Source organism: Vitreimonas flagellata, assembly GCF_004634425.1.
GTDB lineage: Bacteria > Pseudomonadota > Alphaproteobacteria > Caulobacterales > Aquidulcibacteraceae > Vitreimonas > Vitreimonas flagellata.
In genome coordinates this window covers 326,758-348,776 of sequence record NZ_SBJL01000003.1, presented here as the reverse complement: position 1 = coordinate 348,776, position 22,019 = coordinate 326,758, and the positions used below count along the sequence as shown (strand labels likewise).

The 22,019-nt window shown below is 64.0% G+C and carries 23 protein-coding genes; 12 read left to right on the top strand and 11 right to left on the bottom strand.

The annotated features are described in order from the left end of the window. Window positions 1-56: 56 nt before the first annotated feature. A complete protein-coding gene (nhaA, locus tag EPJ54_RS14575; protein ID WP_135212465.1) occupies window positions 57-1,316 on the top strand; it encodes a Na+/H+ antiporter NhaA in 1,260 nt (419 codons plus the stop codon). Window positions 1,317-1,565: 249 nt separating this feature from the next. Here the strand turns inward: nhaA and hisS are convergent, their stop codons facing one another. Further along, a complete protein-coding gene (gene hisS / locus EPJ54_RS14570) occupies window positions 1,566-3,002 on the bottom strand; it encodes a histidine--tRNA ligase (RefSeq protein WP_135212464.1) in 1,437 nt (478 codons plus the stop codon). Window positions 3,003-3,172: 170 nt separating this feature from the next. On the opposite strand from hisS, the gene EPJ54_RS14565 reads away from it, so the two are divergent. Continuing rightward, window positions 3,173-3,553 carry a hypothetical protein gene (locus EPJ54_RS14565; protein ID WP_135212463.1) on the top strand — a complete coding sequence of 127 codons (381 nt, stop codon included), beginning with the start codon at window positions 3,173-3,175 and terminating at the stop codon, window positions 3,551-3,553. A gap of 50 nt (window positions 3,554-3,603) precedes the next feature. On the opposite strand, the gene EPJ54_RS14560 is transcribed toward EPJ54_RS14565, so the two are convergent. From EPJ54_RS14560 to EPJ54_RS14550, 3 genes are all read right to left on the bottom strand, one after another. Continuing rightward, window positions 3,604-4,254 carry a thioredoxin family protein gene (locus tag EPJ54_RS14560; protein ID WP_135212462.1) on the bottom strand — a complete coding sequence of 217 codons (651 nt, stop codon included), beginning with the start codon at window positions 4,252-4,254 and terminating at the stop codon, window positions 3,604-3,606. Then, window positions 4,251-6,374 (bottom strand): protein-disulfide reductase DsbD family protein, encoded by a 2,124-nt coding sequence (locus EPJ54_RS14555; protein WP_167755747.1) that lies wholly within the window; start codon window positions 6,372-6,374, stop codon window positions 4,251-4,253. The genes EPJ54_RS14560 and EPJ54_RS14555 overlap by 4 nt, the downstream gene beginning before the upstream one ends. Before the next feature lie 123 nt (window positions 6,375-6,497). Then, complete coding sequence (locus EPJ54_RS14550; RefSeq protein WP_167755746.1) at window positions 6,498-7,307, bottom strand: SapC family protein; 810 nt, start codon at window positions 7,305-7,307, stop codon at window positions 6,498-6,500. Between the two features lie 154 nt (window positions 7,308-7,461). Here EPJ54_RS14550 and EPJ54_RS14545 point away from each other — a divergent pair, with 154 nt between their 5' ends. Both EPJ54_RS14545 and EPJ54_RS14540 read left to right on the top strand, forming a co-directional pair. After that, entirely contained in the window at window positions 7,462-9,348 is a 1,887-nt protein-coding gene (locus EPJ54_RS14545; protein WP_167755745.1) for a DUF885 domain-containing protein, read from the top strand. Window positions 9,349-9,497: 149 nt separating this feature from the next. Next, window positions 9,498-11,243, top strand: a complete 1,746-nt coding sequence (locus EPJ54_RS14540) for a vWA domain-containing protein (RefSeq protein WP_239590947.1) — start codon at window positions 9,498-9,500, stop codon at window positions 11,241-11,243. Window positions 11,244-11,325: 82 nt separating this feature from the next. Here EPJ54_RS14540 and EPJ54_RS14535 read toward each other — a convergent pair whose 3' ends face one another. Then, entirely contained in the window at window positions 11,326-11,700 is a 375-nt protein-coding gene (locus EPJ54_RS14535) for a hypothetical protein (protein ID WP_135212457.1), read from the bottom strand. Window positions 11,701-11,857: 157 nt separating this feature from the next. On the opposite strand from EPJ54_RS14535, the gene EPJ54_RS14530 reads away from it, so the two are divergent. Next, complete coding sequence (locus EPJ54_RS14530; protein WP_239590946.1) at window positions 11,858-12,325, top strand: Fur family transcriptional regulator; 468 nt, start codon at window positions 11,858-11,860, stop codon at window positions 12,323-12,325. After that, window positions 12,322-13,254 carry a thioesterase family protein gene (locus EPJ54_RS14525; RefSeq protein WP_135212456.1) on the top strand — a complete coding sequence of 311 codons (933 nt, stop codon included), beginning with the start codon at window positions 12,322-12,324 and terminating at the stop codon, window positions 13,252-13,254. The genes EPJ54_RS14530 and EPJ54_RS14525 overlap by 4 nt, the downstream gene beginning before the upstream one ends. Here EPJ54_RS14525 and EPJ54_RS14520 read toward each other — a convergent pair whose 3' ends face one another. Next, a complete protein-coding gene (locus tag EPJ54_RS14520; protein WP_135212455.1) occupies window positions 13,255-14,181 on the bottom strand; it encodes an alpha/beta fold hydrolase in 927 nt (308 codons plus the stop codon). A 71-nt stretch (window positions 14,182-14,252) separates the two neighbouring features. Beyond that, the gene (locus EPJ54_RS14515) at window positions 14,253-15,023 is read right to left on the bottom strand and encodes a DUF4197 domain-containing protein (RefSeq protein WP_135212454.1); all 771 of its coding nucleotides are present in this window, start codon (window positions 15,021-15,023) and stop codon (window positions 14,253-14,255) included. 11 nt (window positions 15,024-15,034) lie between these two features. On the opposite strand from EPJ54_RS14515, the gene trhA reads away from it, so the two are divergent. Together trhA and EPJ54_RS14505 are read left to right on the top strand one after the other, a co-directional pair. Further along, complete coding sequence (gene trhA, locus EPJ54_RS14510; protein WP_135212453.1) at window positions 15,035-15,697, top strand: PAQR family membrane homeostasis protein TrhA; 663 nt, start codon at window positions 15,035-15,037, stop codon at window positions 15,695-15,697. Window positions 15,698-15,916: 219 nt separating this feature from the next. Beyond that, window positions 15,917-16,372 (top strand): YciI family protein, encoded by a 456-nt coding sequence (locus EPJ54_RS14505; RefSeq protein WP_135212452.1) that lies wholly within the window; start codon window positions 15,917-15,919, stop codon window positions 16,370-16,372. 7 nt (window positions 16,373-16,379) lie between these two features. Here the strand turns inward: EPJ54_RS14505 and EPJ54_RS19885 are convergent, their stop codons facing one another. Continuing rightward, window positions 16,380-16,532: a hypothetical protein gene (locus EPJ54_RS19885; RefSeq protein ID WP_167755744.1), complete on the bottom strand. Its 153-nt coding sequence runs from the start codon at window positions 16,530-16,532 to the stop codon at window positions 16,380-16,382. A 118-nt stretch (window positions 16,533-16,650) separates the two neighbouring features. Here EPJ54_RS19885 and EPJ54_RS14500 point away from each other — a divergent pair, with 118 nt between their 5' ends. From EPJ54_RS14500 to EPJ54_RS14490, 3 genes are all read left to right on the top strand, one after another. Further along, window positions 16,651-17,493, top strand: coding sequence for a crotonase/enoyl-CoA hydratase family protein (locus EPJ54_RS14500; protein WP_135212451.1), 843 nt, complete (start codon window positions 16,651-16,653; stop codon window positions 17,491-17,493). Window positions 17,494-17,574: 81 nt separating this feature from the next. After that, window positions 17,575-18,099 carry an inorganic diphosphatase gene (gene ppa / locus EPJ54_RS14495; protein ID WP_135212450.1) on the top strand — a complete coding sequence of 175 codons (525 nt, stop codon included), beginning with the start codon at window positions 17,575-17,577 and terminating at the stop codon, window positions 18,097-18,099. Beyond that, window positions 18,096-18,338 carry a hypothetical protein gene (locus EPJ54_RS14490; protein WP_135212449.1) on the top strand — a complete coding sequence of 81 codons (243 nt, stop codon included), beginning with the start codon at window positions 18,096-18,098 and terminating at the stop codon, window positions 18,336-18,338. The genes ppa and EPJ54_RS14490 overlap by 4 nt, the downstream gene beginning before the upstream one ends. Window positions 18,339-18,345: 7 nt before the next feature. On the opposite strand, the gene EPJ54_RS14485 is transcribed toward EPJ54_RS14490, so the two are convergent. The 3 genes from EPJ54_RS14485 to EPJ54_RS14475 all read right to left on the bottom strand — a co-directional run bounded on the left by EPJ54_RS14485 (window position 18,346) and on the right by EPJ54_RS14475 (window position 21,414). Continuing rightward, entirely contained in the window at window positions 18,346-18,957 is a 612-nt protein-coding gene (locus EPJ54_RS14485) for a hypothetical protein (protein ID WP_135212448.1), read from the bottom strand. A 28-nt stretch (window positions 18,958-18,985) separates the two neighbouring features. After that, window positions 18,986-20,176 carry an acetyl-CoA C-acyltransferase gene (locus EPJ54_RS14480; RefSeq protein ID WP_135212447.1) on the bottom strand — a complete coding sequence of 397 codons (1,191 nt, stop codon included), beginning with the start codon at window positions 20,174-20,176 and terminating at the stop codon, window positions 18,986-18,988. A gap of 92 nt (window positions 20,177-20,268) precedes the next feature. Then, window positions 20,269-21,414, bottom strand: a complete 1,146-nt coding sequence (locus EPJ54_RS14475) for a hypothetical protein (protein ID WP_135212446.1) — start codon at window positions 21,412-21,414, stop codon at window positions 20,269-20,271. A gap of 264 nt (window positions 21,415-21,678) precedes the next feature. Between EPJ54_RS14475 and EPJ54_RS14470 the strand changes: the two genes are divergently transcribed. After that, a complete protein-coding gene (locus EPJ54_RS14470; RefSeq protein ID WP_135212445.1) occupies window positions 21,679-22,017 on the top strand; it encodes a DUF8200 family protein in 339 nt (112 codons plus the stop codon). The last annotated feature ends 2 nt before the right edge of the window (window positions 22,018-22,019 follow it).

The following is a 22,019-nucleotide window of genomic DNA, read 5'->3' as shown; positions in this document are numbered from 1 at the left end:
ATTGCCTCGTGAGATCAGCGCCTTAGGTTCGCGCCCAAGCAAGAAGGAGCAAGTTGATGGCGGCCGCGCAAGGTCAGGCGACATCCTGGTGGGATAAAGACACCACACCCGGCTACATTCTGATCGCCGCGACGATCCTGTCCTTCATTCTTCTGAATGGGCCGACGGGCGAGGCCTTCCACCACCTGCTCGAGGACCAAATCGCCGGCCTTTCCGTGGGATTCGGCGCCGCCGCGCACGCGGTGAACCTGCACCTCGTCATCAACGACGCGCTGATGGTGATCTTCTTTCTCTATGTCGGCCTTGAGCTGAAGCGCGAGACCGTCGAAGGCCCATTCAAAAACCCACGCGAAGCAGCGCTGCCAATGGCCGGCGCGATCGGCGGCATGGCCGTCCCTGCGCTCATCTATGTGGCCATCAATCTCTCGCATCCTGAATATCTGCGCGGTTGGGCCATCCCGGCCGCCACCGACATCGCCTTTGCGCTGGGGGTGATGTCCCTGCTCGGCCCACGCGTGCCGGGGGGCCTGCGCCTCTTCCTGTTGGCGCTCGCCATCATCGACGATTTGGGCGCCATCGTCGTGATCGCGCTCTTCTATTCGACGCACTTGACCGGCTGGGCGCTCGGGGGCGCTGCCGTGACCTTCCTCGTCATGCTGATGATGAACCGCGGCGGCGTAACCAATCTGCTTTTCTACTGGGCGCTCGGGCTCGTGCTTTGGGGCTTCATGCTGGTGTCCGGCGTGCACGCCACCATCGCCGGCGTACTGACGGCGCTTGCCGTACCGATGCGCGACAAGGCTGGCGGCTCCCCGCTCATCACCGCCGAACACGCACTGAAGCGCTGGGTGCAATTCGCCATCATGCCGATCTTCGCGCTCGCCAATGCCGGCGTGGTGCTGCACGGCGCGGGTCTCGAGGCGCTGCTGCACCCGGTCGCACTCGGCATCTCCGCAGGCCTCGTCCTCGGCAAGCCGATCGGCATCACGATCGCGGCGCTCGTCGCTTCCGCAGCGTTCCGCCAACGCCTGCCTGGCACCTTGATGCAGATGATCGGCACAGCGATGCTTGCCGGCATCGGCTTCACCATGAGCCTCTTTATTGGCAACCTCGCCTTCGGCGCCGGCGACATCGCCACGCCCGTGCGCTTCGGCGTGCTGGGCGGCTCGCTCATTTCCGCGCTGGCCGGCCTCGCCGTGCTTTGGTGGTGCTGCCGCAAGCTTGCGCCAGGCGCGCACGCGACATTGGGGCCGGGGGAAGATTTGGCCGAAGCGCGCGGGGTGATCGAAAATATCGACGCCCCGCCGCGCGGCTGACGCGAAAGCTTCAAACAAGCCCGCTAATCAAACAAAGCCGCTAAAACGACTACGGCCCGCGCTTTGAGGCGCGGGCCGCGAGCGTCGCTTATAAGAGGGCGTCTCCTCCCCGAAACGCGACCGCCAGACGACGCTTTGCGGCGATCGAGTGGCAGACTGACGATATACCCTTCGTCGGTCAAGGCAGTTTGTCGCACTTTTGCGCGCCGCTAACCAAAGAATGCTGCTTGTTTCGCCAATGCCACGAAATCAACCGAGCATGGACTTGACGGCAGCCACCAGTTGAGCACGGGGCGCGTCTTGCTGCACCTTCTCCCGCGCCTTGGCATAGGCTTCCCGGTCCTCGCCAAATTCCGAGGCGATCCTTGCGCCGAGCTTCAAATCTTTCAGCGTGACGACGCCCTTGGCCAATTCATCGCCGCCTTGGATCACGGCCACAGGCGCTGCGCGCTTATCGGCATATTTGAGCTGCGCCTTCATGCCGCCGCCGCCCAGATAGGCCTCCGCGCGCACACCAGCGGCCCGCAGTTCAGCGGCCATGCCCAACGCGTCGGCGATGCGCGCCTGATCCATCACCAGCACAACAACCGGCCCATCCGCCTCAGCCGCCGCTTGCGCCTGCAACGCCGCCGCTAAGCGCGACACACCGATCGAGAAGCCCGTGGCCGGAATGCGTTCGCCTCGGAAGCGCGAGACAAGGTCATCGTAACGCCCACCGCCGCCGACCGAACCAAAGTTCGCCCCGCCCTCGCCGATCAGCTGCGCTTCGAACACCGCGCCGGTGTAATATTCAAGCCCACGCACGATCGTCGGATCGATCGCCGCGGCCGCATCATCCATGCCAAGCGCCGAAAGCGCTGCATCAATCTCGCGCAATTCCGCGATCGCCGCCTCACCCGCAAGTTTGGCCAAACGCGCCAACACATCGCCGCGCGAGCCTGCGCCCGCCATCACCAGATCGATCACGGCCGCGCGCTGCTTCGCGTCGAGCCCCGCGCCCTTGGTGAAATCACCAGACTCGTCTTTGCGGCCATCGCCGAGCAAGAGCTCAACACCTTGGCGTCCCAAACGATCGAACTTGTCGATCGCGCGCAGCACGACAAGCCGCGTCGAATACGCATCGGCCGCGATGCCGATGTTCTCCAACACCGCGTCGAGCAATTTACGCGTCGAGAATTTGACCTGATATCCGCCGCGCTTCACGCCCGCCGCTTCCAGGCCAGCGCACGCAACAGCGATCATTTCCGCGTCTGCTGCCGGCGAAGCTGCGCCCACGGTGTCAGCATCGCACTGCCAGAATTCACGGAAGCGCCCCGGCCCCGGCTTTTCATTGCGCCACACCGGGCCCGCCGCCCAACGGCGATATGGCTTCGGCAGCGCGTCGAAATTCTCGGCCACGAAGCGCGCGAGCGGCGCGGTTAAATCATAGCGCAGCGCCAGCCATTGCTCGTCGTCGTCCTGCAGCGCAAACACGCCCTCGTTCGGGCGATCCTGGTCCGGCAGAAACTTGCCCAGCGCGTCGGCGTATTCGAACGCCGGCGTCTCCAACGGCTCAAAGCCCCAGGTCTCGTACACCTTGGCGATACGCTGGATCAGGCCGCGCTCCAGCGCCAGCCCCGGTCCGCGCCGATCCATCAGCCCCCGCGCGCGGCGGGGCTTCGGGCGATTGGCGTTAGTGTCTGACATGATGTTTCTCGGGGCGGGATTAGGGATTGGGGATTAGGGATTGGGGGCGCTTTGGGCAAGGCCGGCCCAATCGTCCCAATCCCCAATCCCGAGAACCCGATCCCCAGAACAGAGTATCCGGCGCCCGCCTTGCAGCGGCTATGCCTACCATCGGCGCTGGGAGGCCCGTCATGCTGAGTTGTGCCGCTTTGACGTTCCTGAGCTCGCTCGCGCTCACCGACGTTTCCGCACTATCGTCCGAGGTTGAAACGGGCGCCCGCGCCCTCAACGCCCAAACCGAAATCACGCCCCGCCTGTTCGCCGATCTGGCCGATTTCTCCGGCGACGCCGAGCGCCTCTCGATCGCGCTCAACGAGGCTGGCGTCGAACAAGAGCTGCCCTGCATCTTTCAGGACATCGCCACCGACGCGCGCCTGCGCATGAGCGAATTCCGCGACGCCGACACCGAAGCCGAGCGCGCCGCCGCCTTCACCAATCTGCGCGTGCTCACCGACGACGCCATCCAACTCGCCCCGATCGCGGCGAGCATGGCGGCCGATAGCCAGAAATAGAATGCTCCCCCGTTTACGGGGGAGCCGTCGCGAAGCGACTGAGGGGCGACCTACGTCGCGTACTTCACATTGCAGCCATACGGCGTCGTTTGCGCTGTGCGCACGGCGCGGCCAGCGTCGAGATCGGCGAGCGCTGCACGCACATAATTCGTTGCGCCTTCCAACGACGACGGACGCGCGGACGGGCGATCATCGATCGCGCCTTGGTACACCAACACGCCCGCCGGATTGATGATGTACATATGCGGCGTCGTCAGCGCGCCATAGGCGCGGCCGACCACACCCGTCGGATCAAGCAAAGTCGCCGTCGGCGAAGCGCCATCGGTTTGCACCCGCGCGCGTGCGCCGGCCGCATCGAGATAGCCCTGCTCGCCCGGCGCGGACGAAATGATCTGCAGCCACACCACGCCATCAGACGTCGCTTCTTGTTGCAGCGTCTGCATGTTGCGCGAGTCATAATGCTTTCGCACGTACGGGCAGCCATTGTTGGTCCATTCAAGCACTACCGTGCGCCCACGGAATTCCGTCAACGTACGCGTTGCGCCATTCGCGTCCTGCACCGAGAAATCTGGCGCTTGGGCGCCGTTCGCGATCGCCGCCTGCGCTTCTTCACTCAGCAGCATATTGACGCCGCCCGCAGCGCCAAACGCGACCAGCGCGCCGCCGCCGATCAGAAGTGCGCGTCGTGACATCTCGTTCATTCCGTCTCTCCCTGGATCGTCTGCAGAATTAAATCCTGGCTCAGCATCTGCGGCAACACTTGGGGCGCACCGCCATCGGCCGGATAAAACAGATAGAGCGGCACGCCCGCGCGTCCATGCGCGGCGAGTTCCCCCGCAATCGTTTCATCGCGATTGGTCCAATCGCCGACGAGGTAGGCCACGTTGGCTTCCGCGAGCGCCTGCGCCACGCGCGGTGTCGCGAGTGAGGTGGCTTCATTCACCTTGCAGGTCACGCACCAGGCGGCCGTGAAATTCACGAACACGCCGCGCCCCTCGCCCTGAAGTTCCGCCACGCGCTCCGGCGACCAAGCTTCCGAGACCAGCACCGATTGCGTTTGCGCGCCCACCAACGGTCGCCACATCAACGCGCCTGTCACCACAAGCGCCACCGCGCCAATCGCCAACCACACGCGGCCCCAACGCGCCACGAACAGTGCAAACGCCAACGCCGCCGCAACGCTCAACAACGCCATCACGCCGGCCGAGCCCGTCTGCTCCGCCAACACCCACACGAGCCACACGGCTGCGCCAAACATCGGGAACGCGAGCACGTTCTTCGCGCGCTCCATCCACGGCCCCGGCTTCGGTACAAGTTTCTGCAAGCCCGGCAGGAAATGCAGCAATGTCAGCGGCAGCGCGAAACCCAAGCCGAGCGCGGCAAAGATCAGCAACGTCACACCAGCCGATTGCGTGAGTGCGGCGCCGATCGCGCCCGCCATGAACGGCGCTGTGCACGGCGTCGCCGCGATCACCGCAAGCGCGCCCGTAAAGAACGCGCCCGCATCGCCGCCGCGCGTGGCGAGCCCCGAGCCCGCGTTCTGCAGCGAACCGCCAAACTCGAACACGCTGAGCAAATTCAAGCCGATCACAAAGAACAACAGCGCCAACGCACTCGTCACCCACGGCGCTTGTAACTGGAAACCCCAGCCCACCGCTTCGCCCGCGCCGCGCAACGCGATCAGCACGCCCGCCAGCGCCAGAAACGTCACCATCACGCCAGCAAAATAAAGCGCGCCATGCTTGCGCGCTTCGCCATTCTGCGCACCGCCCGCAAACGAGAGCGCCTTCACCGACAGCACCGGCAACACGCACGGCATGATGTTGAGGATCAAACCACCCAAAAACGCTAAGCCAAGCGCAGCAATCAACGCCACTGCGGACAACGGCTCAACAGTCACAGCAGGCGCAGCGCCACCGCCCTCAAGCTCAGACAGCTTGTAATCATCCGAGATCTGCGCCGCAATTTCATCCGTGCCCGCGATCACCTCACCTGGCGTTGCTTCAATCTCTACGCCGCGCAACACCCATGCGCCGCCGTCTTGCGCTTCGTAAGCGACGACGCCCGCCAGCGGCACGGCGCCCAGATTGTTCGCCACACCCGGCGTCAGATTAAAGCTCGCCCCGCCCGCGCCGACGCGCGCCGATTGCGCCTCGCCCGCGCGCATCACGTCGCGATCGAAGGCAAAGAAGCGCAGATTGCGTAGCTCACGCGCATTCGGCAGCGCCACACTCAGACGCGCCGGTGCGCCGCTGGTGATGCGCGCATCGACACGCTGCGCATTGCTAGGCAGCGCCGCCACAGCTTCGGCAATACGCGGCGCCCATTGCGGATCGTCGCGTCCTTGCGCGGCGATGGCGACATCCAACGTCAAATCCATTTCTTCGGGAATGCAGATGTCGGAGCAAACGAGCCAATACGCATTCACCGGCAACGTCACCGTCGAGCCCACAGGAGCATTCGCCGGCGCCGTCACCTCGATCGGAAACAGCACTTCACCTTCGTAGCCAAAGTTCACCAGCATCGCGAACGGGATCGCTTGCGGCGTTGGCCATTGGATCGGCCCGATCTCCCAGCCCTGCGGCGCCGCCCATGTCAGCTCCGTCGGCTCACCGCTGTCGCCCGGATTGATCCAATAGGTGTGCCAGTGCTCGCGAATGTTCTGACGCAGCACGATCGTAAACGTCTCGCCCGGCGCCACCGCCGCGCGCGCCGCATGCAGCGAGCCTTCGACCTGCCGCTCGCCCGGCAAAGGCTGCGCCATCGCCGGAGCGGCGAATGAAAACGCGAGAAAAATCAGTCCAGCAAGAAATCGCAGCATGTTTGGCGACATAAGCTCCCCAGCCGAACCGTCCAGTGCGACCGCCTGTCCGGCAGCCCGCCCAAAGAAAAAGCGCCCCTCCCGCGAGGGAGAGGCGCTCTCTTATACGTACGAGCGACGCTCTTAATTGCTGAGCGGCGTCGAAGCCTGAATCCGCGCAGCGCGGCTCAGGATCTTCGGCCACAGGCCCAGCGAGAGCAGGTGCGCGTGCATCACGGCAGTGACGCCGCGATCGCGCAGCTCGAGATAGGTTTCTTTCGGAAGCGCATTGAGCTTCTTTTCGTCGATCCGCAGATACTCGCCGATCTTCATCGGCTCGTCCGGCGTGCCGTCCGGCTTGGCGCGCGGCAGCGCGAGCGGGGTCAGCTCAAACAGATTGTGCTGATCCATCAGCTTCACGAATTCGCTCGTGCGACGGCCCAGAACGTCGAATTCCTTGCAGAATTGGATCGCTTCTTGGGTGTAGCGCGACGGTTGGTCGCCCTCGAAGAACGGCATTTCCGGCGTCGAGGACAGCATCTTCGCGGCGCGATCGATGCAAACGAGCACGCGGTCGCCACCCTCAGCGGCTTGTTGCTGGCCTTCCTGACCCGCCATCACCGGCAGGAACGGATAGCGGCGCGCGAACGCAGGCAGATACACTTCCGGATCAAGCGAGCCGTCAGCGCCGAGGAAAACGTTCATGCCGGGGCGGAGGCCCATGACAGCAAGCGGCGTCTTCGACTGCGTGTCGAAAATGATCGGATAGCACACAGCCGCAAGGCCGAACTCGTCCACCGTGAGCGGCACGAGATGCGTGTCGGCCAAGAACGAGAACGGTGTCGAGACTTGGCTTACGCCGAGTGAGCGATGCTTCTCAATCGAGAGCGGCTCAAGCTGGCGATAGAACAGAATTTTGCCCAGCGTCTGCTGGCCGCCTTGGGCGGTCGTCATGGGTGTCTCCGCGAGTTCCCTACCACAGGGGCGATGTCCAACCACGAATGCGGGCCGACCGCAACAGTGGACCGCAAATGAGCTGCGCCCGGGCCGCTTTTCCACCGGGCGACGCATGCTATGTCGGGTTTTCGGGCGGAACTTGTGGGGGAACATGGGACGGATTGGTTCGGCGGCTCTATTGGCCTTGGCCCTCATTCTGGGCGCATGCGGCCAGCGCCAAGCGCAACCCCTGACCGCCTTCGAGGGCCGGCTTAACGATTGGTCGCGCGAAATCCTTGCCGATAGCCCTGAACTCGCCTCGCAATCGGGCGTCTCCGATGATGCAGCGGGCGGCGCGTATGCAGCACGTCTTGACGATCGCTCCGCAATCGCCGTCGAGGCGCGTCGCAGCGCAGCATTGCGCCGCTTAGCCGAATTGCGCGCCATCGATCGCGCTTCGGTCGGCGAAAGCAACGCACGCGCCTATTCCATTCTTGAAACGCAATTCGCCAACACGGCCGCAGCCGCTGCGTTTCCCTATGGCGAGTTCACCGCGCTTTCCGGCATGCGCCCCTACGTGCTCAATCAGATGGACAGCGCGTTTCTCACGCTGCCCTCCTTCCTCGACGAACGTCACGCCATCGCCAACGTCGCCGACGCTGAGAACTATCTCGCGCGTCTGCGCGCAGTCGCCACCGCGATCGATCAAGAAACCGAGCGCGCGCGTCTCGACGCAGCGCAAGGCGTGCGCCCGCCTGGCTTCATCATGGACGCCACCTTCAATGCGCTTCAAGGCGTGCTGCAGGTCGCGCCCATGTCGCAGCCTTACATCACAAGCTTCCGCCGCAAACTCGATGCGCTCGCCGCCGCCGAGCAAGACGTGAACCGCCGCGCCGAAATCGAACGCGCCAATCTGGCTTTGTTGGCGCGCGCTGAGATCATTGTGCGCGACAACATCATCCCCGCACACCAGCGCGCCGCGCAATTCCTCCGCACTGATCGCGGCAATGCGAAAGACAACGCCGGCGTTTCTAATCTCCCGCAAGGCGCCGAATATTACGCCGCCGCCTTGCGCATCGAGACGACCACCGATCTCACGCCCGCCGAAATCCATCGCATCGGCCTCGACCGTGTCAACGCGCTCAACCGCGAACTCGACATCGCACTCCGCCGCGTTGGCCTCACAGAAGGTCCGATCGGACAGCGCCTGAGCCAAATGACGGCCGATCCGCGCTATCGTTACGCCGATACGGACGAAGGCCGTGCTGAATTGATGGCCGATGTGCAGCGTCGCGTCGGCCGCTTCACGGAGCGCGCGCCGCAATGGTTCGGCCGCCTGCCGCAAGCGCGGCTCGAAGTGCGCCGCGTGCCGCTGTTCGCCGAAGAGGGCTCGCCCGGGGCTTATTACTCGCCGCCCTCTCTCGATGGCCGCACGCCCGGCATCTATTACATCAATCTGCGCAATCTCGGCGAAATGACCCGCATCGATTTGCCGACGCAGGATTTCCACGAAGCCGTTCCAGGCCACCATTTCCAGATCGCTCTGGCGCAAGAATTGAGCGACGCGCCACTGCTCACGCGGCTCATCACCTTCAACGCCTATAGCGAAGGCTGGGGGCTCTACGCCGAAGAACTCGCCGACGAACTCGGCTTCCACGACGGCGATCCCGTCGGCCGCATCGGCTATCTGCGCTGGCAGCTCTGGCGCGCCGCGCGTTTGGTCGTCGACACCGGGCTTCATTCACAAAATTGGACGCGCCAGCAGGCCATCGATTATCTGATCCAAACCACGGGCGATGCGCCGGGCGTGATCGTCACCGAGGTCGATCGCTATATCGTCTGGCCCGGCCAGGCCTGCGGCTACGAACTCGGACGACGCGAAATCGCGCGTCTGCGCGAGATGGCCCGCAACGAACTCGGCCCCGATTTCGATCTGCGCGGCTTCCATGACGCCGTGCTGCTCAATGGCGAAGTACCTTTGAGCGTGCTCGATGACATCGTCCGCGATTGGATACCCCAGCAGCGCCTCCAAGCCGAACGCGAACGGCGCCGGCGTTGACACTCCAGAGCGACCTAATTCACACAAGCGCGTGATTCACGCGCGTGTGTTCACAAAACGCCGCGCACATGCCGCACACTTGCCGTGTTCGGCGCGCTTTCGTGGTGCGTCACACACACCGTGTCCGGACGGGTCGGGAGGGACCATCCATGCTGAAACATTCCGCTCGCGCGGCGCTGATGGCGTGCGCCTTCGCACTCGCCGCATGCGCCGGGCCATCCACGCAAACCGCGCAAGAGAGCGACGAAAGCGTCGTCGTCACCGGCAATCGCCGCGACCAAGCACCGGTGGTTCCACCGCCGTCGCCACCACCACCGCCGCCAGCGCCGATGATGGAGCAACGCATGTTGGGCGCTGTCGCCGCGCCTTACGCACAGACCGCGCCGCAACCGATGCCGGGCGACGTGGACCGCGAGCGTTACGAAGACGTTGAGGTCAATCCGATCCACGTCGTGGCCGATGATCCGGTCTCGACCTTCTCCATCGATGTCGACACCGCTTCTTACTCCAACGTGCGCCGCATGCTGAACCAAGGCCGTCTGCCGCCGCGCGACGCCGTGCGCATCGAAGAGCTGGTCAATTATTTCCGCTACGATTACCCGCTGCCGCAAAATCGCGAGCAACCCTTCTCCACCAGTGTCACCGTCGCGCCCTCGCCTTGGGCCGAAGGCCGCCAGCTCGTGCATATCGGCTTGCAGGGCTACAATATCGTGCCGCGCGAACGCCCGCCGCTGAACCTCGTGCTCCTGCTCGACGTGTCGGGCTCGATGAACGCGCCGAACAAGCTGCCGCTTCTGCAGCAAAGCTTCTCGATGCTGATCGATCAGCTCAATGCGCGCGATCGCGTGGCCATCGTGGTCTATGCGGGCGCGGCCGGCACGGTGCTCGAACCGACACCGGGCAATGAACACGGTCGCATTCTGGCGGCGCTCAATTCGTTGCAGCCGGGCGGATCGACCGCGGGCGCGGAAGGCTTACGCCAAGCCTATGCGCTGGCCGAACAGAACTTCAATCGCAACAGCATCAACCGCGTCATCATCGGCACCGACGGCGATTTCAACGTCGGCATCAACGACCCGCAACAGCTGCAAGACTTCGTCTCGCGCAAGCGCGAAACCGGCATCTATCTTTCGGTGTTCGGCTTCGGCGGCGGCAATTACAACGACGCGCTGATGCAGCGCCTCGCGCAAAACGGCAACGGAATCGCGACCTACATCGATACGCTGAACGAAGCCCGCCGCGTGCTGCGCGACGAAATGGCGTCGAACATGTTCTCGATCGCCAACGACGTGAAAATCCAGGTCGAGTTCAATCCCGCACGCGTCGCTGAATATCGCCTGATCGGTTACGAAACACGCATGCTCCGCCGCGAGGACTTCAACAACGACCAAGTCGATGCGGGCGAAATCGGCGCCGGCCACTCGGTCACCGCGATCTATGAGATCGTCCCCGTTGGCGGGCGCACGTTCAACGATGAGCTGCGCTATCAGCCGGGCCAACGCCCCGCCGCCGGCACAGCCAACGAACTCGCCTTCCTGCGCATTCGCTACAAGCTGCCAGGCGAGGACAATTCGCGCCTGATCGAACGCCCGATCACCAACGCCGACGCCGTCGCATCCATCGCACAAGCGAATGAATCGGCGCGCTGGGCCACCGCCGTCGCCGGCTACGGCCAATTGCTGCGCGGCGATCCCTATCTCGACCAGGGTTATGATTGGGACGACGTGATCAATCTCGCGCAAACCGCACGCGGCCGCGACGAATTCGGCTGGCGCGCGGAATTCCTTCAACTCGCGCGCGCCGCCTCAAGTGCAGCCGCCCTCAACCCGCTGCCGCAGCAGCCAAGGCCGGAGCCCCGCCCCGCGCCAAGGCCCACGCCGCAAGGCTCGCGCTAAAGCATAAACCCTCGTAGCAAACTCAAAGGGCGCTCCCGCAAAGGAGCGCCCTCTTCTCTTTTGGAACTTCGGGTCAGGAGCCTTAAGCCGCCCAGATCAGGCGGAGATTGCTCTCAGCTTCTTCGACCTCGGCTTCCAGGAAGGGGCCGTTCATCACCGGGCGGAGCGCTTCGGCGAGGTCGGCCTCGACATATTCGCGGGCGTCGCGTTCGTCGTGCTCGTGGATGAGGATGTGCGTGGCGCCCAGGAGCTTGGCTTCCGGCCATTGCTCGTGATTGGCTAAGCGCTTGGAAAGATTGCCCGTCCTGGACAGGAAGAGTGGCGTCCAGCCGCGACCGCCAGGGCCTGGGCGGGCAAAGCAATAGACGGCCGGAGCCGACGCGAAATCCTCATGCGGGCGATGCACACTGAAACGGTGCAGACGGCCGGACAAACCACGGAAGATCGCTTCGCTCATTGCTTATGCCCCTCGAAATTCTTCGTTCGCTCTATGTTCCAGATTGGTACGCGAGTCAGATGTTCTTGTAAAGTTCTATTCCGCGCGTGAGACGAATTTGATCTCAAATTCTCGCGCGCCGCTCCCCATCTTCCGCGAAAGGACGGACCCTGCGATCATGGCCGGCATGGCACACACGCACTGCGCACACGACCACACGACGCAATTGGCCGAGGCTGAGCAAGCCTGCCAAGCGGCGGGCGAAAGCCTGACGCCGTTGCGCCGCCGCGTGCTCGAATTGCTCATCACACAACACGCGCCGGCGAAGGCCTATGATCTCCTCCCGCTGCTAGACGGCGACAAGACCGCGAAGCCGCCGACGATCTATCGCGCGCTCGATTTTCTCGTGCGGATGGGCCTCGCCCATCGCATCGAAAGCTTGAACGCCTTCGTCGCCTGCGAAGTCGGCGGCTGCGAGCGCTCCACCATCTTCCTGATCTGCGAAAAGTGCGGCGCTGCCGAAGAGTTCGACGCCGGCCACGCGCTCATCGATCTTGGCGAAGCGGCCAAGAAAGACGGCTTCACCATTCGCCGCACCATGATCGAAGCCAGCGGCCTCTGCGCGACGTGCCAGCACGCCGCATGAGCAATCCGCCTGCGCCTCTGCCCGCGCCGCTCTATCAGGGCAGCGTCAATACGTGGGAATGCGACGACGGCGGCCATCTCAATATCCGCTTCCATCTCGAGCGCGCCTATATCGGGCTGGCTCACATGGCGCATGCGCTAGAACTGCCGCGCGCTTTCACGAGCGCGGCGGCCTCGACGCTGACGCCGCTCGAATTGCATGTGCGCTTCAACAAGGAAGCGCTACCCGGCGCGCCGCTCGTCATGCATGGCGGCGTGGCCGAGATGGGCGAAACCGACGCCAAATTCTGCCTCGACATGCGCCACGCGGACGGCGCTTCGTCCTCAAGCTTCACACTCAAAGTCGCGCACACGGACACGCGCGATTTCCGCCCCTTCGGCTGGTCGCCGCGGACGCGCGATGCTGCGAAACGCCTGCAGGTCGAATTACCTGCACACGCCAAGCCGCGCTCTGTCGACGTGACGAAGGCGCCCGGCGAAGCCAGCCGCGATCGTGCGATTGAACTTGGCGCATTGCGCATCGGCGGCGCGATGGTGCTCGCCGAGCATTGCGACACGTTCGGCCGCATGCGCTTCGATCATTTGATGGGGCGCGTATCGGATTCCGTGCCGAACCTGCTCGCGCAATGGCGCGCGGATGCGGCCGCTGGCAAAGGCGCGGCCCCCGCCGGCGCCGTTGTTGAGGCGCGCTACATCTATCGCCAATGGCCGCGCCCCGGCGATCTGATCGAAATCTATTCCGGCATCATCGAGGTTGGCGAAAAGACGCTGCGCCTGGTGCACTGGCTCTGCGATCCAGCCAGCGGCAAAACCTGGATGAGCATGGAAGTCACCGCGCTCACATTCGACATCGCCACGCGCAAGACGATCACCGCGAGCCCCGAAGTGCGCGCGCGGATGGAAAAGCGCTTGGTCGCGCTCGAGATCTAGCTATTGCACCAAAGCGTCGTGGTATTTGCGCCCAGCGCGCGCGAGCAGATGCGCGCTTTCGATGGCCGCACGCACGCGATCGGGCCGCTCCATCGGGATCATGTGGCCGACGCCTTCGACGGTGGCGACACGCGCATCCGGCTTGAGCGCTGCAATCCGATGCATCGCCGCCTCCGAGATCGTGGACTGACGCTCGGCGCGCAGCAGCACCAACGGATCGGTCACGCGGCGTAGCGCGCCCCACGGATCATGCCGTTGCGCGCAATAGGTCGCCGCTTCGTATTCGGGCCGGCACGCGAGCTTGAAGCCCCCTTTGCCGTCCTCGATCAAACCATCGGCGACATAATCCTCAATCACCTCGCGCGGAAACGTCTTGAAGATACCGCGCCCGGTGAAGCCTTCGACAGCGCTCGCGCGATCGGCAAACTCCGAGCGGCGTTTCGCAGCGCCCTTCGCCATGCCCATCGTGTGGCGCTGGATCAAAGGCGCGAACGGCATTTGCGACACGGCGTAACCCGCACTCGGCAAGATCACCGGATCGATCAGCGCCAGCCCGCAAACAAGATCAGTGCGCTGGCCCGCCGTCAGCAGCGAGACGATGCCGCCCATCGAATGGCCCGCGAGCGTCACCGGCGCGTTGAAATGCTCCAGCACTGCAATCAGATCGTCGCGATGGCGCCCCCACGACGTGTAGCCAAAGGTGCGCGCCGGCAGCGTCGTCAGCCCATGCCCGCGCATGTCCAGCGCCAGCACATGAAAGCGATCGCCCAAAGGCGCGAGCAGCGAACGATACGTGCGCGCGTTAAAGCCGGTGGCGTGGATGAAGACGATGTCGGGCGCCGGCGTCTCGGCGCCGAAAGCGATGCCGGCCATGCGCCCGCCCGGCAGCTCAAAGCTTACGCGGCGAAAATCTGAATTCTCTGTCACGCGCGGACCATGACGACGCGGCCGCGATCAATCAAGCGCAACGCAGCATGGCTCGCTTGCCGCGCGAACATTTAGCCAAACACCCGGCGTAGAATATCCGTCGTGCGCCGCGCCGGATCGCGACGGATGGCGCGCTCTTCTTCGGCGATGAAAAAGAAGGCGCCTTCGATGGCTTTCGTGGTCGCGAAATTGATCACTTCGGTGCGCAGATCGCGCGTCATGCTGGCGAGGCCTACTTCACGCAGCGCCGTGCGCATCAAGGTAAACGCGCCCGACTGCGTCAGCGCCTCCGTCATCGGCGGCTTCAGCAATGTCGTCAGCCGCGTCTCGGTGCGGCCGCGTAAATAGCGCGTGGCGCTGTCGGCGCCGCCGCGCACGATATCGATCGCATCGCCAATCGTGATTGTCCGAACGGCATTGGTGAACAGCCCCGCCGCCTCCGGCATGGTGCGTTCGGCGGCGTGGTTCAGGCTTTCCTGCAATTGGTCCAACGGCGCCGACATGCCGAACCCCGCCAATGTGCGCTGCGATTGGCCGAGCACGCCTGGCAACGGAATCCGCACCCGCCCGTCATTCCAGAACCCATTGGGCTGGCCCAACCGCGTCGTCGCGTTCATCGCCGCCAAGCCCAAAGCATCGCGAATGCCCCGGCTCGCATCTGCTTGCGTCAAGCTATCGAGGATACGCTGCTGCTGCGCCAACGCGGGCGAAGCGGCGGCGGCCAAGAGCGAAGCTAAAAACACGCGCCGAGCGAAATGATTCTGCATGGTTCCAGCATAGCGCAACATTTCGTCGCCATCTGTGACCGATCCGGCCCTGACACCGCCGTACAAATGCGGCATGCTGCCCTCCGATGACGCTCTCTGACCTGATCCCCAACCTCCATTACCCGACGCGCCTGGAAAAACTCGTCGACGGCTGGGTGCATGGCGTGGCGCTCGGCGTGTTCACCTTCGCTGTGGGCGTGGGCCTCGGCCTCGCCATTTGGCAAGGCGGGCTCGGCATGGCGGCGGCCGTCGGCGTGTACGCCATCTGCGTCATCACCATGATCGGCTGCTCGATGGCCTATAATCTGGCCGAGAACCATAAGCGCAAATCGCTGCTGCGCCGCTTCGACCACGCCGCCATCTTCCTAATGATCGCGGGCACCTACACGCCCTTCACCACGATCCGTTTCGACGGCGCCTGGGCGATCTCGATGACCACCATCATCTGGGCGCTCGCGATCATCGGCGCCGCCGGCAAACTCTTCCTGCCGAACATCGGCAAGAAGATCTGGATCGCCTTTTATGTGGTGATGGGCTGGCTCGTCGTCGCCGCGATGGGGCCGATGGTTGAAGGCGTGCCGCTCGCCGGCATCATTCTGCTCGCCATTGGCGGCCTCCTCTACACGATCGGCATCCCCTTCTACGTCGCCGAAAATCTCCCCTTCCGCCGCGCCATCTGGCACGGCTTCGTCATGGCCGCCGCCGGCGTGCACTACGCCGCCGTGCTGACGGGCGTCGTGTTCGCTTAAGCGTGACGTACGGCTACGGTTTCGCTAGCATTTGGGAATGCGCCTGACCAATAAGATTGCCTCACTTTCTCCCGCGATACTTTGTGTTGGCTTTGTTCTGCTGTTCGTTGGCGGAAGCGTAATCCTCAACACGTTCGCACTCGGCAGCGACGCCTGGCTCATAACAGCTCGTTGAATAGCCGGCGCCCACCCTTTAGGCGCGTGAAACGGAGCACAATCATGCGCCTCGCCGCCCTCGCCCTCTGCAGCGCGCTTCTCGCCTGCGCCACAGCGCCCGCCGCGCCGCCCGCACCAAGCGGCTACGACGCAGCGCTCGCCCAACGCGTCGGCGCCGACGAGCGCGGCATGCGCCAATACGTGCTCGTCATCTTGAAAACCGGCCCCGCCACGAACCTCTCCGACGAAGAGCGTACGCGCCTCTTCAACGGCCACATGGCCAACATCAACCGCCTCGCCGACGAAGGCCGCCTCGTCGTCGCCGGCCCCCTCGGCGCCAATGAGCGTCAGTATCGCGGCATCTTCATTTTCACCGTCAGCACGATCGAAGAAGCCGCCGCTCTCGTCGCCACCGATCCAGCCGTTGAAGCCGGCGTCTTCGCCTACGAAGCCTATCCCTGGTACGGCTCCGCCGCACTCATGGAGATCCCCGCGCTACACGAGCGACTACGGCCTTAGCCTCGCATCACGACCATTTGCGCTTACGACGCGTCGAACTGGTCGACTTCTGCTGCGCAACGCCGGCGGCGATAGCCTCGTCCATCTTTTCAAGCGAGACAGGCGTTTTCGGTTTGGCGATCAAACCTGCTAGGCGCTGGAGTGTTTTCGGGTGCTGCATGGCGTCCTCACCGGAAGTTTACGCCACGCCCATAGCGGCGTCGATGCTTGCTTCGCGTAGCGACACCGGCGACCGCGCTTTCCGCCCGTGCTAACCTCCCGCTCAGGGAGCAAACGCCATGACGGAAACCACCTGCTTCAAGCTCAGCATCGAGAACAACATCGCCCACATCGTGCTCAATCGGCCCGAGGCGATGAATTCCATGCCGCGCGCATTCTGGAACGAATTGCCGGCGCTTGTGCATGACATCGACGATCACGCCAAAGCGCGCGTCATCGTCATTTCCTCCACCGGCAAGCACTTCACCGCCGGTATGGATCTTTCCGTCTTCACCGACGGCGAAGGCGTGGGCGCAAGCGGCGGCGACCCCTATTCGCGCGCTGAAGCCTTCCGGCAATTCGTGCTGACGCTACAGGGCAGTTTCAATTGCTTGGACAATGCGCGCATGCCGGTGCTGGTCGCGATCCAGGGCGGCTGCATCGGCGGCGGCGTCGATTTCGTGTCCGCGTGCGACATCCGCTACGCAACCGAAGACGCGTTCTTCCAAATCCAAGAAATCAATATCGGCATGACCGCCGACGTCGGCACCTTCCCGCGCCTCTGCAAACTCATCCCCGAAGGTTGGGTGCGCGAGCTTGCTTACGCGGGTCGGCGCCTGCCCGCGCAACGCGCCAAGGAAATCGGCCTCGTCAACGAGACCTTCCCGTCGCAAGAGGCGATGCTGGCGCACGTGATGGAGATCGCCGCCGAGATCGCCGCGAAAGCGCCGGTCGCGGTCGCTGGCTCCAAGCGCATGATCAATTACGCGCGCGACCATACCATCGCCGACGGCCTCGATTACATCGCCACCTGGCAAGCTGGCATGTTCGCGCCCCCGCACATGATGGAAGCTTTCGCCGCCAAGGCGCAAAAACGGGCGCCCAATTTCGCAGACCTGGCGCCGCTGAAGAAGAAGATGTGATTTAACACGCCGATGCTTTAAGCGCCGTCATCCCGGCCCCTTGGGCGGGCCGGATGACGGCAGTTCTGAAAGAGTGGCGCTATGGACGTTCGATTTATTCCGCCGGGCAGAAACCCGCCGCACGAGGTCAACGCCTTCATCGAAATCCCGCAGGGCGGTTTGCCGGTAAAGTATGAGTTGGACGAACGCTCCGGCGCGCTGTTCGTGGATCGCTTCCTGCACACGTCGATGTTGTATCCGAGCAATTACGGCTTCATCCCGAACACGCTCGGCGATGACGGCGACCCGATCGACATTCTGGTCGTCACTCCCATGCCTGTTGTCGCCGGCGCCGTGATCCGCGCCCGCCCCGTCGGCGTGCTGCTGATGAGCGACGAAAAAGGCGAAGACGAAAAAATCCTCGCCGTGCCCGTCGATGCGCTGAACCCCTTCTACGCCGACGTGAAGACGCACGAAGATCTGCCGCCGCTGCTCGTCGCGCAGATCGGCCACTTCTTCACCCACTACAAAGATCTCGAACCCGGCAAGATGGCGAGCGTCGGCGAATGGGCCGCCGTCGAAGTCGCGCACGAGCGCATCATGGCCGCGGTGAAGCGCGCCCAATGAGCGAAGCTCAAATCGCGGCGCAATTTGCTGAAGCATTGAACGCCGCCGCGCGCGCCGAACGCGCCGGCGCCAAACTCGTGTCGATGGAAATGACGCTGACGGACGATGCAGCCCTCGGCGAAATCCGCACCCGCATCGCGCGTCAAACGCGGACGCTCATGTTCGTGGAAGCCGAACTCTTTTCGGCTGGCGGCGCGCGCATCGCCGCGGCCTCCAGCGTGCACAAAATAGCGGAATAGCGCGCCCTTAAACGCGCGGCGCGATCCAGCGCATTTCGACCAATACGGAATCGTGCAGCACGTCCGGATCGATCGCGTCGAACGGATCGCTCGGACCGTCATAGCCTTCCGGCGCCTTATAGACGCGCCAAAAATTACCGTCCTCGGCGGTGGAGCATGCAAAGCCTGGACTGCCGTCCACAAGCTCTGCGCCACAGAATTCCACCTGCTCGGGCGGCGCCACGGCGAAGCGTGCGGCGCCCACCACTTCTTGCGTGGGGCTGTGCGCCTGCGTGGCGCGCGTCACGATCGAATGGATGTGGCGGCCGTCTGCCGTCGGTAAGGCGCGGAATATTTCTTCGCCAGCCGAGGAGAGCGTGATCGCCATGAAGGGTTCACCTTCGACCTGGTCTTCCACCAGCGCCACGTCATAGAGCGGCGCCGCCGCACGCACGCTCGCCACATCCATCGACAGCGCGGTGGAAATGCCCGCCGCGCCGTCTGGACCGATATTGGTGTTGAGCGTGGGCGCTTGCGCGGCAGGCGTCTCCTCGCCGCTGGTCGGCGCTTGTTGCTGCTGGCCGCACGCAGCCAACGCCAAGCCAAGAGCCGCCAATCCGGCGAGGATCATCCGCTTCATCTCACGCGCCCCCTTGAGTGTTCAGCTCTTAGCTGAACACTTCGAACAGACCGGCTGCACCCATGCCGCCGCCGATGCACATCGTCACCACAGCGTGCTTGGCCTTGCGACGCTGGCCTTCCAGCAGCACGTGGCCAACGAGGCGCGCGCCCGTCATGCCGAACGGGTGGCCGATGGCGATCGAGCCGCCATTGACGTTGTACTTTTCCGGATCGATGCCGAGGCGATCGCGCGAATAGAGGCATTGCGACGCGAACGCTTCGTTGAGCTCCCAAAGATCGATGTCATCGACCTTGAGGCCTTGGCGCTCGAGCAGACGCGGCACAGCGAACACGGGGCCAATGCCCATTTCGTCCGGCTCGCAACCAGCAACAGCGAAACCTTTGAAGAGGCCGAGCGGTTGCAGGCCGCGCTTTTCCGCTTCCTTCTCGTCCATCAGCACAACGGCTGCGGCGCCATCCGAGAGTTGGCTCGCATTGCCGGCAGTGATGAAATTGCCCGGACCACGCACCGGCTGCAGCGACGCCAAGCCTTCGAGCGTGGTGTCGGCGCGATTGCACTCGTCCTTCGTGACTGTGTAATCGACAATGCTCTCTTCCTTCGTCTCCTTGTTGACGACCTTCATCTTGGTCGCCATCGGCACGATTTCGTTGTCGAAGAGGCCGGCCTTTTGCGCCGCCGCGATGCGTTGTTGCGAGCGCAGCGAATATTCGTCCTGATACTCACGGCTCACATTGTAGCGCTTGGCCACGATGTCGGCGGTTTCGATCATCGCCATCCAAAGCTCGGGCTTGGTCTTCATCAGGTGTTCTTCGGTGTAGTGGAAGCGGTTCGCTTGACCGCTCATCTGCACCAGCGAGATCGATTCAACACCGCCGCCGACCGCGGCCTTCGCGCCTTCATTGGTGATGTAGTGCGCCGCTTGCGCGATCGATTGCAGACCCGACGAGCAGAAGCGATTGATCGTGGCGCCCGATGTCGTCACCGGCAGGCCAGCCCAGATCGCGGCGTTACGCGCCACGTTGTGGCCCGTCGCGCCTTCCGGCGCGCCGCAGCCCAGCACCACGTCTTCGATCTCGGCCGGATCGAGCTTGGAGCGTTCCACCGCGTGTTTGATTGCGTGCCCCGCCATCGCCGCGCCGTGCGTGTTGTTGAACCCGCCGCGGCCCGATTTGGCGAGGCCCGTACGAGCGTAAGAAACGATAACTGCGCGGCCCATCGGCGTCTCCTCAAGTGTTTTCGGCGCGCACCCTAGACGCCCCTTCGCTGCTGCGAAAGAGCCCGAGCCGCGCTGTGCTGCCGCGCTTTAGCTCAAGAAATGGCCTGATTGTTCACGAGCCCCCCGCCGGGCGGGCCGTCATCGTTGTTGTTCGAGGACGCTGGCGCAGCCGCTGTGCTCGGCGCCGGCGCGCTCCCGCCGCCCTGGGTGAAAATCCCACGGCCGCGATCCTGGATCCATTTGGCGATGTCTTCCGACAACACGCCGGCCACGATCCCGACCAGGGACACCGTGAACGGATTGAGCATCGACGACGTCGTCGCCTGCTGCACCGAAGATGCGATCGAGAAGCCCGCGATCGCCGCGTTGGCCAACACATAGAACGCGAGTGCGGCGCACATGCCGAAGATCAGGCGCACCACGATCTCGGCCATCGTCACCGGCTCAGGCCGATTGAGATACGCTGGGAAAAGATAGAGCAAAGAGCCCAGCGCGCCCATCAGCAACACCAGCACCGTCGACAACAACGCCGGATGCCCCTGCGCCAAGAACGCGCTCACACCCAACGGACTCATCGCCGCCAGCGCATGCGCTTCACCACGCACGCGCGTGAAATGCTCATAGTCTGGCACCACCGTCTGCTGCAGCGCGAACACGCGGCGGTTGGCTTCCGCCACTTGCCCCGCCACCAAACGCTGACGCGCCACCAATTGCGCACGCTCCGCGCCGCGATCGTCCAAATTCTCCTCTTGGCTTGCGAGCTGCTGCACTTGCGCCTGCAGCTGCGCCACGCCTTGCTGATCCGCCGGCGGCAAGCCCGGCCGCGACGCCAACGCATTGATCCGTTGCGACAAGCCCTGCGCGCTCATATCCGCGGCCGCGCTTTCGGCGGTGGCGACATTGGCGCGCGTTTCAATTTCCGCGATCGCGCCGACCATAGCCGCGCGCGCGTCGTTCGCGTTCGCTTCGGCCGTTTGCGTTTCCGCATCTAGCGTCGCGATTTGTTGTTCGATCTGCAACTGCTCACCGCGCGGCCCCGCGGACTCCGCTTCGATCTCCTGCACCTGGCGATCGACCTCTTCGAGTTGCGCGAACGAGATCAGCCCATTGGTCGACGGCGAAATCTGCGCCACGCCGAATTGGAAATCGCGCGAGCTGAACACGAGCGCGCTCATCGTCAGTACGCCCGTCATCGCCACCGCGAGCACCACGCCCACGCCGAACTTGTACAAAGTCATGGCCTGATCCCCTCCGCCTTTTCACGCGCGCCATCCCCGCGCGCGCGCCACAGCAAGACGCCCTTACTAGCGCACTCTGCAGAAACGCGGTTGGGCTTTTTTGACCATAAGGGCGGAGCCCCATAGCCCCGCCTTACGCGCCCGTAATCACTATCCAGTGAATATTTTTCGTTTCCTTCAATTTTCTCTTGTCAGCCCCGACGCCGCCCGGCATTGTGCCCCTGCGCTCCTCCCCAGAAGCGCGATCACCAGGGGTAATCGCTCATGAATATCATCAAATCTGTCGTCGTGGCGGCGCTCGCCTCGACCGCCCTCGTCGGCGCGGCTTACGCCCGCGACGCCGGTGTTTTCACCGTGAAGCTGGACACGCCGGTCGCCGAACGCACGCAATACATCACGCAAAACACGATCTGGACCTGCGAAGGCGACACCTGCCGCGCCCGCGCCCAGCACGCCGCCAGCGTTCGCGCCTGCCGCCAATTCGTCCGTGAAGCCGGCGTGCGCGTCAGCGCCTACGGCCCCGAAGGCGCTGAACTCACCGCCGACGAACTCGCGCGCTGCAACGGCGACGCTGCGCCCGTCACGCAGCAAGCGTCGAACTAAAA

Excerpts from the sequence above, each read along its gene's own strand:
- nhaA (WP_135212465.1), top strand. The coding sequence starts at position 57 with ATGGCGGCCGCGCAAGGTCAGGCGACATCCTGGTGGGATAAAGACACC.
- EPJ54_RS14505 (WP_135212452.1), top strand. The coding sequence starts at position 15,917 with ATGCGCCTCGCCGCCCTCGCCCTCTGCAGCGCGCTTCTCGCCTGCGCC.
- EPJ54_RS14500 (WP_135212451.1), top strand. The coding sequence starts at position 16,651 with ATGACGGAAACCACCTGCTTCAAGCTCAGCATCGAGAACAACATCGCC.
- EPJ54_RS14560 (WP_135212462.1), bottom strand. The coding sequence starts at position 4,254 with ATGAACGAGATGTCACGACGCGCACTTCTGATCGGCGGCGGCGCGCTG.
- EPJ54_RS14545 (WP_167755745.1), top strand. The coding sequence starts at position 7,462 with ATGGGACGGATTGGTTCGGCGGCTCTATTGGCCTTGGCCCTCATTCTG.
- EPJ54_RS14475 (WP_135212446.1), bottom strand. The coding sequence starts at position 21,414 with ATGACTTTGTACAAGTTCGGCGTGGGCGTGGTGCTCGCGGTGGCGATG.
- EPJ54_RS14525 (WP_135212456.1), top strand. The coding sequence starts at position 12,322 with ATGAGCAATCCGCCTGCGCCTCTGCCCGCGCCGCTCTATCAGGGCAGC.
- EPJ54_RS14540 (WP_239590947.1), top strand. The coding sequence starts at position 9,498 with ATGCTGAAACATTCCGCTCGCGCGGCGCTGATGGCGTGCGCCTTCGCA.
- hisS (WP_135212464.1), bottom strand. The coding sequence starts at position 3,002 with ATGTCAGACACTAACGCCAATCGCCCGAAGCCCCGCCGCGCGCGGGGG.
- EPJ54_RS14535 (WP_135212457.1), bottom strand. The coding sequence starts at position 11,700 with ATGAGCGAAGCGATCTTCCGTGGTTTGTCCGGCCGTCTGCACCGTTTC.
- EPJ54_RS14490 (WP_135212449.1), top strand. The coding sequence starts at position 18,096 with ATGAGCGAAGCTCAAATCGCGGCGCAATTTGCTGAAGCATTGAACGCC.
- trhA (WP_135212453.1), top strand. The coding sequence starts at position 15,035 with ATGACGCTCTCTGACCTGATCCCCAACCTCCATTACCCGACGCGCCTG.
- EPJ54_RS19885 (WP_167755744.1), bottom strand. The coding sequence starts at position 16,532 with ATGCAGCACCCGAAAACACTCCAGCGCCTAGCAGGTTTGATCGCCAAA.
- EPJ54_RS14565 (WP_135212463.1), top strand. The coding sequence starts at position 3,173 with ATGCTGAGTTGTGCCGCTTTGACGTTCCTGAGCTCGCTCGCGCTCACC.
- ppa (WP_135212450.1), top strand. The coding sequence starts at position 17,575 with ATGGACGTTCGATTTATTCCGCCGGGCAGAAACCCGCCGCACGAGGTC.
- EPJ54_RS14480 (WP_135212447.1), bottom strand. The coding sequence starts at position 20,176 with ATGGGCCGCGCAGTTATCGTTTCTTACGCTCGTACGGGCCTCGCCAAA.
- EPJ54_RS14555 (WP_167755747.1), bottom strand. The coding sequence starts at position 6,374 with ATGCTGCGATTTCTTGCTGGACTGATTTTTCTCGCGTTTTCATTCGCC.
- EPJ54_RS14530 (WP_239590946.1), top strand. The coding sequence starts at position 11,858 with ATGGCCGGCATGGCACACACGCACTGCGCACACGACCACACGACGCAA.
- EPJ54_RS14485 (WP_135212448.1), bottom strand. The coding sequence starts at position 18,957 with ATGAAGCGGATGATCCTCGCCGGATTGGCGGCTCTTGGCTTGGCGTTG.
- EPJ54_RS14470 (WP_135212445.1), top strand. The coding sequence starts at position 21,679 with ATGAATATCATCAAATCTGTCGTCGTGGCGGCGCTCGCCTCGACCGCC.
- EPJ54_RS14515 (WP_135212454.1), bottom strand. The coding sequence starts at position 15,023 with ATGCCGCATTTGTACGGCGGTGTCAGGGCCGGATCGGTCACAGATGGC.
- EPJ54_RS14550 (WP_167755746.1), bottom strand. The coding sequence starts at position 7,307 with ATGACGACCGCCCAAGGCGGCCAGCAGACGCTGGGCAAAATTCTGTTC.